This window comes from Pseudomonas sp. FW300-N2F2, from assembly GCF_017351655.1.
GTDB classification, from domain to species: Bacteria; Pseudomonadota; Gammaproteobacteria; order Pseudomonadales; family Pseudomonadaceae; genus Aquipseudomonas; species Aquipseudomonas fluorescens_AA.
Map to the genome: position 1 here is coordinate 1311139 of NZ_JACNDQ010000002.1, position 12314 is coordinate 1323452.

The 12314-nt window shown below is 63.1% G+C and carries 10 protein-coding genes; 7 read left to right on the forward strand and 3 right to left on the reverse strand.

Translation table 11 applies throughout. The annotated features are described in order from the left end of the window. Window positions 1-117 precede the first annotated feature (117 nt). From J4E63_RS20545 to J4E63_RS30945, 7 genes are all read left to right on the forward strand, one after another. Entirely contained in the window at window positions 118-1440 is a 1323-nt protein-coding gene (locus J4E63_RS20545) for an MFS transporter (protein WP_060741990.1), read from the forward strand. A gap of 150 nt (window positions 1441-1590) precedes the next feature. After that, the gene (gene araD1, locus J4E63_RS20550) at window positions 1591-2583 is read left to right on the forward strand and encodes an AraD1 family protein (RefSeq protein WP_207283163.1); all 993 of its coding nucleotides are present in this window, start codon (window positions 1591-1593) and stop codon (window positions 2581-2583) included. Window positions 2584-2595: 12 nt separating this feature from the next. Beyond that, window positions 2596-4176 (forward strand): aldehyde dehydrogenase (NADP(+)), encoded by a 1581-nt coding sequence (locus tag J4E63_RS20555; RefSeq protein ID WP_207283164.1) that lies wholly within the window; start codon window positions 2596-2598, stop codon window positions 4174-4176. 234 nt (window positions 4177-4410) lie between these two features. After that, on the forward strand, window positions 4411-4707 hold the full coding sequence (locus J4E63_RS20560; RefSeq protein ID WP_192261354.1) for a DUF5629 family protein: 297 nt from the start codon (window positions 4411-4413) through the stop codon (window positions 4705-4707). Continuing rightward, window positions 4694-5878 carry a lactonase family protein gene (locus J4E63_RS20565; RefSeq protein WP_207283165.1) on the forward strand — a complete coding sequence of 395 codons (1185 nt, stop codon included), beginning with the start codon at window positions 4694-4696 and terminating at the stop codon, window positions 5876-5878. Before J4E63_RS20560 ends, J4E63_RS20565 begins: the two co-directional genes overlap by 14 nt. A gap of 156 nt (window positions 5879-6034) precedes the next feature. Continuing rightward, complete coding sequence (locus J4E63_RS20570; protein WP_003202673.1) at window positions 6035-6214, forward strand: hypothetical protein; 180 nt, start codon at window positions 6035-6037, stop codon at window positions 6212-6214. Window positions 6215-6387: 173 nt separating this feature from the next. Then, window positions 6388-6513: a hypothetical protein gene (locus J4E63_RS30945; RefSeq protein ID WP_259333991.1), complete on the forward strand. Its 126-nt coding sequence runs from the start codon at window positions 6388-6390 to the stop codon at window positions 6511-6513. Window positions 6514-6658: 145 nt separating this feature from the next. Here J4E63_RS30945 and J4E63_RS20575 read toward each other — a convergent pair whose 3' ends face one another. Genes J4E63_RS20575 through J4E63_RS20585 form a run of 3 tightly spaced genes read right to left on the reverse strand, consistent with a single transcriptional unit; the run spans window position 6659 to window position 12140 of the window. Then, window positions 6659-7261, reverse strand: a complete 603-nt coding sequence (locus tag J4E63_RS20575) for a glutathione S-transferase (protein WP_207283166.1) — start codon at window positions 7259-7261, stop codon at window positions 6659-6661. After that, window positions 7258-10899, reverse strand: coding sequence for an AAA family ATPase (locus J4E63_RS20580; protein WP_207283167.1), 3642 nt, complete (start codon window positions 10897-10899; stop codon window positions 7258-7260). Before J4E63_RS20580 ends, J4E63_RS20575 begins: the two co-directional genes overlap by 4 nt. Further along, complete coding sequence (locus J4E63_RS20585) at window positions 10896-12140, reverse strand: exonuclease SbcCD subunit D C-terminal domain-containing protein (RefSeq protein ID WP_092165397.1); 1245 nt, start codon at window positions 12138-12140, stop codon at window positions 10896-10898. The genes J4E63_RS20580 and J4E63_RS20585 overlap by 4 nt, the downstream gene beginning before the upstream one ends. Between the last annotated feature and the right edge of the window lie 174 nt (window positions 12141-12314).

Consider the following 12314-nt stretch of genomic DNA (forward strand, 5'->3'; position numbering starts at 1 on the left):
GTTGTTGGGTAAATAGTATTACTATATAGTCCGATTCAACGGAGGGGTTGTCCTGGCGGTCATTCGCGAGAGAAATCCCCCGAGGTTCCATAACAACAACAATCGGAGACCGGTCCCATGAGCCAGGAATTGCGGCTTATTCGTCGCATTACGCTGAAACTGATTCCCTTCCTGATCCTGCTGTACCTGATCGCCTACGTGGACCGCTCCGCGGTGGGCTTCGCCAAGCTGCACATGGGCGCCGACATCGGTATTGGCGACGCCGCCTACGGCCTGGGTGCCGGGCTGTTTTTCATCGGTTACTTCCTGCTGGAGATCCCCAGCAACCTGATGCTGGAGCGCTTCGGTGCCCGGCGCTGGTTCGCCCGGATCATGATCACCTGGGGCGCCATCACCATTGGCATGGCGTTCGTGCAGGGGCCTCACAGCTTCTATGTGATGCGCTTTCTGCTGGGCGCGGCGGAAGCCGGGTTCTTCCCGGGCGTGCTGTACTACATCACCCAGTGGTTCCCGGTGCGTCATCGCGGCAAGATCCTGGGCCTGTTCATTCTTTCCCAGCCAATCGCCATGATGATCACCGGCCCGGTATCCGGCGGCTTGCTGGGCATGGACGGCATCCTCGGCCTGCACGGCTGGCAGTGGCTGTTCATCGTCATCGGCCTGCCGGCGGTGCTGTTGACCTGGCCGGTGCTGCGTTACCTGCCGGATGGTCCGCAACAAGTGAAATGGATGGACCAGGCCGAGAAGGACTGGCTGACCGGTGAGCTGAAAAAAGATTTGCAGGAATACGGCCAGACCCGCCACGGCAATCCGCTGCATGCCCTCAAGGACAAGCGTGTCTTGCTGCTGGCGCTGTTCTATCTGCCGGTGACCTTGAGCATCTACGGCTTGGGCCTGTGGCTGCCGACGCTGATCAAGCAGTTCGGTGGCAGCGACCTGGTGACTGGCTTTGTGTCGTCGGTGCCGTACATCTTCGGCATCGTTGGCCTGCTGATCATTCCCCGCAGTTCCGACCGCTTGAACGACCGCTACGGTCACCTCGCCGTGTTGTACGTGCTGGGCGCCATCGGCCTGTTCCTCAGCGCCTGGTTGTCGGTGCCGGTGTTGCAACTGGCGGCGCTGTGCCTGGTGGCCTTCGCGCTGTTTTCCTGCACGGCGGTGTTCTGGACCTTGCCAGGGCGTTTCTTTGCCGGCGCCAGTGCGGCGGCGGGTATTGCGTTGATCAACTCGGTGGGCAACCTGGGCGGTTACATTGGTCCGTTCGTGATCGGTGCGCTGAAGGAGTACACCGGTAACCTGGCCTCGGGGCTGTATTTCCTGTCTGGTGTGATGGTGTTCGGCCTGGTGTTGACCGGCGTGGTCTATCGGTTGCTGGAGCGCAAGCATGTGCTGCCGGCGGACCAGTTCGCCGCCAGCGCCCGCGGGGCGACGCGTACCTAGATCACTGCACTTAACTGTGGGAGCGAGCTTGCTCGCGATGGCGGTCTGACAGTCGACATCATCGGTGAATGTGAGACTGCTATCGCGAGCAAGCTCGCTCCCACAAGGGGCTGCACCGAATTCAAGTTTTGCTTACAAGGAGAAAAAGTTATGCGTTTAGTTCAGTTCGAATTGAGTAACGGCGAACGCCGCGTCGGTGTGGTCGACGGCGATCAGGTGCGCGAAGTGCAGGGCGCCGCCAGCGTGCGCGAGCTGGCGCTGGCGGCCATCGAAGCGGGTGTGAAGCTTGAGCAGCAGGTCGACAGCCTGGGCCTGGGGACGGGTCATGACTACGCCCGGTTGCTCGGTGAGCTGCGCATCCTGCCACCGCTGGACCACCCGGACCCGGCGCACCTGTTGGTCAGCGGTACCGGCCTGACCCACCTGGGCAGCGCGTCGGCCCGGGACAAGATGCACCAGCAGGCCGGGGACGAAGCGACCATGACCGACACCATGCGCATCTTCAAATGGGGGGTGGAAGGTGGTAAACCCCAGGCCGGACAGGCCGGCGTGCAACCGGAATGGTTCTACAAGGGCGACGGCAGCATCGTCGTTCGTCCGGGCCATCCGTTCCCGCTGCCACCCTTTGCCGAAGACGCCGGCGAAGAGCCGGAAATCAGCGGCCTGTATGTCATCGGCCATGACGGCAAGCCCTATCGCCTGGGCTTCGCCGTGGGCAACGAGTTTTCCGACCACGTCATGGAGCGCAAGAATTACCTGTACCTGGCCCACTCGAAACTGCGCAGTTGCAGTTTTGGCCCGGAACTTCGCGTCGGTGAACTGCCTCAACATCTGTCCGGGACCAGTCGTATCCTGCGCAATGGCGAAGTGCTGTGGCAGAACGAGTTCCTCAGCGGCGAGGCGAACATGTGCCACAGCCTCGAGAACCTGGAGTTCCACCACTTCAAGTACAGTCAGTTCCTGCGCCCGGGGGACGTGCACGTTCACTTCTTCGGCACCGCGACCCTGTCGTTCGCCGACGGCATCCGCACCCAGCCAGGGGATGTGTTCGAAATCAGCCAGGCTGAATTCGGCGCGCCGCTGGTCAACGGCATTGCCCCGGTAGACGCGGTGTTCAACCCGGGTACTATCGGCACACTTTAAAGGAGACTTGCGATGAACCAGATCCTTGGCCACAACTACATCGGCGGGGCGCGCAGCGCGGCCGGCCAGACCCGCCTGCAGAGCACCGACGCCAGCACCGGCGAGGCCTTGCCACATGATTTCATCCAGGCCACGGCCGAAGAAGTCGATGCGGCCGCCAAGGCTGCTGCTGCGGCTTATCCGGCCTACCGCAGCCTGAGCGCGGTGCGCCGGGCCGAGTTCCTCGAGGCCATTGCCGATGAACTGGACGCCTTGGGCGATGAATTCGTGGCCGTGGTCTGCCGTGAAACCGCGCTGCCGGCGGCACGGATCCAGGGCGAGCGCGGTCGCACCAGCGGCCAGATGCGCCTGTTCGCCAAGGTCTTGCGCCGAGGCGATTTCTACGGCGCGCGCATCGACCGGGCATTGCCTGAGCGCACGCCGCTACCGCGTCCGGACCTGCGCCAATACCGCATCGGCCTGGGGCCGGTGGCGGTGTTCGGCGCCAGTAACTTCCCCCTGGCGTTTTCCACCGCCGGCGGCGACACGGCGTCGGCCCTGGCGGCCGGTTGCCCAGTGGTGTTCAAGGCCCACAGCGGCCACATGGCGACCGCCGAGCACGTGGCCGATGCGATCATTCGCGCGGCGGAAAAAACCGCGATGCCGGCTGGCGTGTTCAACATGATCTACGGCGGTGGTGTCGGCGAATGGCTGGTCAAGCATCCGGCGATCCAGGCTGTGGGCTTCACCGGTTCTCTCAAGGGCGGGCGTGCCCTGTGCGACATGGCGGCCGCACGGCCGCAGCCGATTCCGGTGTTCGCGGAAATGTCGAGCATCAACCCTGTGATCGTGTTGCCGCAAGCGCTGGAAACCCGCGCCGAAAGCGTCGCTCGCGACTTGACCGCCTCGGTGGTGCAGGGCTGTGGTCAGTTCTGTACCAACCCGGGCCTGGTGATCGGCATTCGCTCGCCGCAATTCACGGCCTTCACCCAGCAAGTGGCCGCGCTGATTGGTGACCAGGCGCCCCAGACCATGCTCAACGCCGGCACGCTGCAAAGCTACGGCAAGGGCCTGCAGAAATTGCTCGCTCACCCGGGCATCGAGCACCTGGCCGGGCGCGAGCAGCAGGGCAACCAGGCCCAGCCGCAGCTGTTCAAGGCCGATGCCAGCCTGCTGATCAACGGTGACGAGGCGCTGCAAGAAGAAGTGTTCGGCCCGACCACGGTGTTTGTCGAAGTCGCCGACCAGGCACAACTGACCGCCGCGCTGAACGGCCTGCACGGCCAACTGACCGCGACGATGATCGGCGAGCCGGCGGATTTCGAACGGTTCAGCGAATTGACACCGCTGCTGGAACAGAAGGTCGGCCGCATCCTGCTCAACGGTTATCCGACCGGGGTCGAGGTGTGTGATTCGATGGTGCACGGCGGGCCTTACCCGGCGACGTCCGATGCCCGGGGCACCTCGGTGGGCACATTGGCGATCGATCGCTTCCTGCGCCCGGTGTGCTTCCAGAACTATCCCGACAGCCTGCTGCCGGAACCGCTGAAGAACGCCAACCCGCTGGGGATCCTGCGGTTGGTGGATGGGGTGCCGGGGCGCGAGGCGCTCTGATCGCGGTGGGGCAGTTGCATTGAGGTTTGATGGACTGCCGCCATCGCGAGCAAGCTCGCTCCCACACTGGATTTTTTGTGAACACAAGATCTGTATTCATTGAAATCCTAATTGTGGGAGCGAGCTTGCTCGCGATGGCGATCGCCCGGTCAACATCGCTTCTGAAGTGATGGCCCAAGGTCCACTCGCCCATTGGGTTATCATGGCCACTTTCCCAAAGACCGACTGATCACCATGACTGCCGTAACCGACCCCCTGCTGCTTGCCCTCGACTCCTGCAACATGCTGATTATCGACGGGCTGCACGCATTCAATTTTGAGCTCGACGAGCAGGACCAACTGCACGTCGAGTGCATGAACGGCCGTACCCTCGAGCATTGGCGTTTCACGCCGGCGCAAATGCAGGCCGCGACGTTCGACAAGGCTTCGAATCACTGGATCATCACCAGTGACTCCGGTGACCACCGTCTGGAATGCGTGGACGCCACCAGCGGCCACGACGATGAGGACGACGAAGATGAAAATGCGTAGTCTCTGGCCGCTGTTGATGGCCGGCAGCCTGGGCGCCATGGGCGCCATGGGCGTCCAGGCGGACACCGAAGAGCGTCATCAACTGCTGGTGGGGTCTTATACCGCCGGGCAGAGCCAAGGCATCTATCGGTTGCAGTTCGACAGCCGTACCGGCCAGATCGACGCCAACCCGTTGCAAGTGATCAAGACGGACAACCCCTCGTGGCTGACTCTCTCGCCCGACCTGACCCGGCTGTTCGTGGTCAACGAAAACGGTCCGGGCCAGAAAGACCCGGTGGGCAAGGTCAGCAGCTACGCCATCGACCCGAAGACCCATGCCATCAGCCTGATCAACCAGGTGCAATCCCTGGGCAACGAGCCGACGCATTCCAGCCTCAGCGGCGATGGCCGGCACCTGCTGGTCAGCAACTATTCGGTCGTGGAAGACCCGGGCGGCACCCTGGCGGTATTGCCGGTGGGTGCCGACGGCAAGCTGTCGCCAGTGGTGCAGTTGAGCAGCCATCAACCGAGCCGGGTCAACCCCGAGCGGCAGATGTCGGCCCATGTGCATTCGGCGGTGTCGTCGCCCGATGGCAAGTACGTGTTCGCCAACGACCTGGGGGCGGACAAGGTGTTCATCTACCGCTACGACCCCAAGGCCAATCCCGAGCTGCCGCTGACTGCCGCCGATCCGGCCTTCGTGCAGTTGCCACCTGGCAGCGGACCGCGTCACCTGCTGTTCAGCGCTGACGGCAAGCACGCCTGGCTGACCATGGAAATGAGCGCGCAAGTGGCGGTGTTCGATTACCAGGACGGCCGCCTGACCCAGCGCCAACTGGTCGACTTGGCCGCCGGCAAACCCCAGCCGGGCAGGGCGGCGGCTGCGCTGCATGCTTCCAGGGACGGCAAGTTCCTCTACGTCAGTAACCGTGGCACCACCAATGAAGTGCTGGTGTTCGCCATTGACCCGGCTGCGGGTACGCTCAAAGAGCTGCAGCGGCGCTCGGTCGAAGGCGATCATCCGCGGGAGTTCAGCCTCGACCCGAGCGGAAAATTCCTGCTGATTGCCAATCAGAAGAGCAACCAGATCGTGGTGGTCGAGCGCGATCCGAAGACCGGCCTGCTGGGTAAAACCGTGCAGAAAATGCCGATGGATGCACCGAGCGACTTGAAGTTCATGCTGCGTCAATAGACCGCAGGCCTTGTTTTTCAAGGCCTGCGCCGTTGTATCAACGAGACTGATATTCGCTAGTACTACAAAGCATTTCAAAGCGAGACGCCTCGGCGCGTAAGTTTGCTCCACGGCCCAACCGGGCAAGTCAGCCAACTGAATCCGAGGTCTACCGCCATGAATCTGAATCTCTTCTCCGTGATCGCCGCTTCCGCCATCTCTGCCACCGTAGCGCTGCCCGCCAGTGCCAGTGTCGAGATCAGCGACAAGAAAAACCGTACCCAGAGCTACACCGAGAAATACCTGCAACAAAGCGCCAACTTCTATGCGGCGCTGGACCACAAGACCCAACACTGAAATCTCGCGCAACGCCTGAAGCCTGCGATCTTTTCATCTTCACTGATATCGGGTGAAAGAGAAAAGATCGCAGGCTTCGCCGTTTCTGGAAAAATCCCGCTGTAATATCACTTGGCCATGTGTTTAAATTTGACGCTGACAAATTGACTCCTTCGCAGATAAGGATCGACACCATGGCGATGCGTCTGGCAGTGATGCTGCTGTTTCTCTACTCCACGCCGATTGTCTCGGCGGCCCAATCGGATGCCGGTGAGCTGGAAGTGGCGCGTGAGCGCTTATTGAGTCTGCTGAGCGACTAATTGGACCAGGCAACAATCGGGTTGCAGGAATGCCTTTGTGGCGAGGGAGCTTGCTCCCGCTCGATTGCACAGCAATCGCAAAAAAGGGTCCGCTGCGCGGCCCAGCGGGAGCAAGCTCCCTCGCCACAAAAACAGGTACGGGCTGTTATTTGGCCATGATCGCCACAAACAGCTCGGACTCCAGGAACCTCTGCAACCAATCCTGCAGCCGCGGATAGGGCGCCTGGGCAAACCAGTCGCGGTCGACGTGGGCGAATTGCCGTATGAAGGGCATCACTGCCACGTCCGCCAGGCTCTGGTGCTCAGCTGCCAGAAACGGCCGGGTTGCAAGCAGTGCTTCCAGGCGGCGCAGAAAGTCTTCGCCCTGGCTGCGGTAATGCTCCTTCGGGTACTCGGGGTAGCGCTCGGGGTACTTGTAGCGATTCAAGTGCAGCTTGAACACCTGGTCGTTTTCCTCGATCAACGCCGCCGTCAACGCCTGGCCGTCGGCGTTGTCCCGTAGCCGCCAGTCTTGCGGGTCGTGCCGGGCCAAGGCCCAGTTCATGATCTCCAGGCTTTCATCGATCACTCGGCCATCGACCTGCAGCACCGGCACCGTGCCTTTGCTGGAGAGGGCGAGCATCTCGGCGGGCTTGGCCTTCAGGCTGACTTCGACAATCGCCATGTCGACCGCGCTGTAGCGCAAGGCCATGCGCGCCCGCATCGCGTAGGGGCAGCGGCGGAAGGAATAGAGCGTGGCGCGGCTCATTTCACCTCCACGGTGCTCAACCCGTTGCCCTGGCGACGGACCTGGATCTGCACCGGGATCCGCTCGTGCATTTCCTGCACGTGGGAGATCACCGCGACCTTGCGGCCTTGGGCCTGCAAGCCGTCGAGGGCGTCCATCGCCAGTTGCAGCGATTCGGGGTCGAGGCTGCCGAAGCCTTCGTCGATGAACAGCGATTCGATCTTCAATGTGCTGGACGCCATCGAGGCCAGGCCCAAGGCCAGGGCGAGGGAGACCAGGAAGGTTTCGCCGCCAGACAACGAATGCACCGAGCGCAGTTCATCACCCATTTCCGTGTCCATCACCAGCAGACCGAGCATGCTGCCGCCACGCTTGAGCCGGTAGCGGCGCACCAGTTGCCGCAGTTGGGCATTGGCGTGATGCACCAGCAAGTCGAGGTTGTAGGCCTGGGCCAGCTTGCGGAAGCGGTCGCCGGTGGCCGAACCGATCAGGGCATCGAGGCGTGCCCAGCGCTGGTATTCGGCGTAGGCCTGTTCGATCTGCTGGGCCAGGGCTTGGTTGGCGTTCTGCCGGCGCTGGTCCTCGGCCTGTTCGGCACGCAGTTCGGCGCAACGCTGTTCGCTGACGGCGAATTGGGTTTGCAGTTCGGCGAGGGCTTCGGCGAGTTGCTCGGGCGCCAGGTTGCCGTTGTGCTGGGCCTGGTGGTTGTGCAGGCGCTGCTCGCGTTCGGTGAGCAATACGCTGGTCTGTTCGATGGCTTTTTCGCTGTTGAGCAAGCGCTGGCGCAACTGGCCGAGGTGTTGCTCGTCCAGGCCGAGCAGGGCTTCAAGGGCGGCATCGTCCAGTTCAGGATGGCCGGTGCGCCACTGCGCGATACCCGTGGTCAACGCCTGAAGTTCGTGGTCCAGGGACTGCGCCTGTTCCTGGCGGGCCTTGAGTTCGGCGGCCAGCTGCACAAGGCTGTTGCGCACTTGCTGCAACTGCTGATTGGCCGTCGCCTCGGCCTCGCGGGTCTGTTCCAGGCGCTGGTCGAGTTGTTGTTGCCATTGTTCGGCGCTGAGGTGCTCGCCGAGCAGTTGCGCGAGTTTCTCCTGGCAGGCCTGCTGTTGCTCGCTCAGGGCGCTGAATTGCAGGCGGGCCGCTTCCAGTTGCTGGACGCGGGTCTGCTGGCGGTCCTGCTCTTTCTCCAGGGTCTGCTGGCGCTGGCGTTGTTCGTCCAGTTCGTCGCGCTGCTGTTCCAGTTGCTCCAGGCGTTGGGCAATCTGCTGGTCGAGCTGCAGGAAGGTCGCGGCGGGTTCGCTGCGCAAGGCCTGCAAGGTGTCCGCCGGCAGCAGGGCACTGAAGTGGTTCAGTTCCTCGTCCAGGCGCTGGCGGTCGCGGGCCAGTGCTTGCTGCTGGTTGCCCAGGTGGTGTGACGCCTGCTGGCTGGCCGTTTCGGCCTCGCGCAGGCGCTGGCCCAGGCGTGCGGCGTCCTGCTGCAGGGTCAGCAGGGCGGCTTGGCGTTGTTCGTCCTGGCCGATGCGCAGGTGCAATTGGCTGTTCTGTTGAGTCAGCCAGGCGTCGCGCTTGCTCGAGTCCTGGGCCAGCAGTTGCGCTGACAACGGGTGGGCTTCCAGGCTGGGGGCCAGGCTCTGTTGCTGGCTGGCGAGCTGTTCCTGTTGTTGTTTGAGTTCCTTGAGCTGGGCAATGACCCCGCTGTATTGCGCCCGCAGGTCGATGACTTTCTCATTGAGCTGTTCGACGGCTTTGCGGGCGTTGGCCTCTTCGGCTTCATCGAAGCGTCCGAGGTTTTCCAGCAGGGCTTCGGGCTGATGATAGGGATGCTCGACGCTGCCACACACCGGACAGGGCTGCTCGTCCTGCAACTGTGCGCGCAGTTGTTCGACGCTTTCACTGCGGGCCAGGCGCTGGCGTTCCAGCAGTTCGCGGGTCACGGTCAGGGTCTGTTCGGCGATGGTCAGTTCGGCCTTGGCTTCGCCGCCCTCACGCACCAGGCGGTCACGTTCCTGCAACGCCTGTTGTTGGCGTTGCTCGAGCTCGGCACCCCGTTTGTCCAGTTCTTGCTGACTGGCCCACAGCCGGGTCAGGTCTTCGAAGGCGCGCAGTTGCTTGCGGTTGTCTTGCAGCAGGGTGCCGAGCAATTGGATCTGTTCGGCCACGGCCTCCGGCTCGGCGCCGGCTTCCTTGTACAGCACCTCAAGGTCTTGCCGGCGGCTGGCCAGTTCCTCGGCGGCACGGGCGGCGCCTTGCTCCAGCATGGAGAGTTCGGCCTGGCCCTGGTTCAGGCGATTGCCGATCAGCATCAGTTGTTGGAGGCGATCGCGATAAGCGTTCCAGGCGTCGCTCAGCGGTGCCAGGTGCGTACTTTGTTCAAGCTCGCCGGCGATTCGCTGCAAGCGCTCGGCCACCTGTTTCTGTTGTTCGAGCAAGGTGTCGATGGCGCGCTGGCCTTCGGTGCAGGCCTGTTGCGCCTGGTCCTGATGCCCGGCGGCCTGGCTGGCGTCCCTGACGAGACGGGCGAGGGTGCTTTGCTCCTCGAAAGCCTGGCGTAATAACGGCGCACTGTCGCCCCTTTGTTGCCGGGCCGCGACCAATGCCAGTTGCGTGACGCCCAGGCCTTTTTCGAGTTCGGCTTGCTGCTGGTGCAGGTCGATTTGCTGCTGGGTGAGCTGCTGGATCTGCGCGGCCAAGGGCTCGAGCTGTCGGCTCAGTTCCGCCTGGCGGATGAACTGATGGCGTTGGGGCGCCAACTGTTCCAGGCGGGTCAGTTTCAGGCGTTCGTCGGCCAGGGCGTGCCAATCGGCCTGGGCCTGTTGCAACTGTTCGGCGGCGCTGGCGTGTTCATCCTGCAATTGGCGCAGGTCGCGCAGCCAGGTGTGTTGTTGCTCCAGTTGCTTGAGTTGCGCCTGTTGGGCCTTGAGTTGTTGCTGGGCGTCGTTGAAGCGCTGGTCGAGCTCGGCCCGGGCTTCGGGGGCCAGCGGGGTGACACCGGTGGCCTGGTCGTGCAGCTGTTTGTGGGTTTCCTTGGCTTGCTTGGCCTTGTCGAAGGCGCGACGACCGAGGCGGGTATACAGGGCGGTGTCGGTGAGTTTTTCCAGCAGTTCGCTGCGGTCGTTGTCATCGGCCTTGAGGAACGCGCTGAACTCGCTCTGGGCCAGCAACACGGCGCGGGTGAACTGCTCGAAGTTCAGGCCAAGGGCGGCTTCGAGCTGGGTCTTGTATTCGCCTTTCTGGCTCGCCAGCAGTTGATCGTTGTCCAGGTCCCGCAGGCTCTGGCGGCTGGCTTGTAATTTGCCGCCGGCCTTTTCCCGGGCGCGATTGGCTTCCCAGCGGGCCCGGTAGCGGCGCCCGTCGATGCCGCGAAAATCCACTTCGGCAAAACCATCGCCGGTGCCACGGCGCAACAGTGTGCGCGGATCGCCCGTGGCAATCTCGCCATCGACGTCCGGCACCTTGGCATCGCGACCGGTGTTGTTGAGGCGCGGCACGGCGCCGAACAGCGCCAGGCACAAGGCGTCGAGCAGCGTGCTCTTGCCGGCGCCGGTGGGACCGGTAATGGCGAACAGGCCGGCGCTGGCCAAGGGTTCGGCGGTGAAATCGATTTCAAAAGGCCCGGCCAGGGACGCCAGGTTCTTCAGGCGGATCGCGAGGATCTTCATGGTTGCTCGCTCTCCATCTGCACGTCTTGCAACAGCACGGCAAAGTCCTTGAGGGTCTGTTCATCCACTTCGTTGCCATAGGTGTCCTGCCAGGCGCGGCTGAACAGTTCCTGCGGGCTGAGTTGATCCAGTTCCACCAGCGCGCTGCCGTCATCGGCACTGCCGGCGCCACCGTTGCCGGCATACTCTGCGGCGATCCGTACCAGGCGCACGGCCTTGCCTTGCAGTGCGGTTTCAACCTGGTGGCGCAGGTCCGGCTGCGGTTCGTCGAGGCGCACCCGCACTTCCAGCCAGGGTTGGCGCTGGATGTCGGCCAACAGGTCGATGTCGGGCAGCTCCTTGAGTTGCCCAAGGATATCGGCCAAGGGAGCCGGACCCAGGCGTTGCAGGTTGACGGCCCGGGGAATCAGGCGCGGTTCGACCTTGACCAGGGTTTCGCCGTCCAGGGTGATGTCGAGAATCTGATGCTGGTAGCCAATTTCCGAGAATGACAGCGGGATCGGCGAGCCGCTGTAGCGGATGCGCTCTTCGCCGTTGACCTTCTGCGGTTTGTGCAAGTGGCCGAGGGCGACGTAGCTGATGCTCGGGCCGAACAGGCTGGCGGGCAGGGCCTCGGCGTTGCCGATGATCAGGCTGCGCTCGGAGTCCTCGGACACCGAACCGCCGGCCATGTGCGCATGACTGATGGCAATCAGCGCCTGGCCCTTCTTGCGCTTGCTGTTGGCCGCGGCGATCAGCCACTCATGCACCTGGCCGATACCCCGCAGGTAGTCGTCGCCCAGTTGCGCGCCGGTGACTTCGGCGGGACGCAGGAACGGCAGGGCCAGGCACCACGCCTTGACCTTGCCCTTGGCATCGGGCAATGGCAACAACAGGCGCTCGACGTCCAGTTGGCCGTCGTCCAGCCACAACACCCGGCCCAGGGCGTGGGTGCGCAAGCGTCGCATCAGCGGCGCGGGCAGTTCGATTCGCGAGCCGGAGTCGTGGTTGCCGGCGATCATCACGATGGTCAGGTTGGCGTTTTGCTCATGGGCGCTGACGATGAAGTCGTAGAGCCGCTCCTGGGCTTTGACCGGCGGGTTGACGGTGTCGAAGATGTCGCCGGCGATCAGCAGCACGTCGGGTTTTTCGTGGGTCAGCTGGCGCAGCAGCCAGTCGAGGAAACAGGCGTGTTCGAAATCGCGTTCCTGACCGTGCAGGTTTTGCCCCAGGTGCCAGTCGGAGGTGTGAAACAGACGCAAGGCAAACTCCAGAAAACAGATGATGGCCGCGGGGAAGAGAAGGGCGGCTAAAAGAAGGAGAGTTTACTGGGAAACGGGGGGGAGGACTTGTTCAACTTCATGGGATCTATTTGAACACGCCCCTGTGGCGAGGGAGCTTGCTCCCGCTGGGCTGCGCAGCGGCCCCTTTTTGCG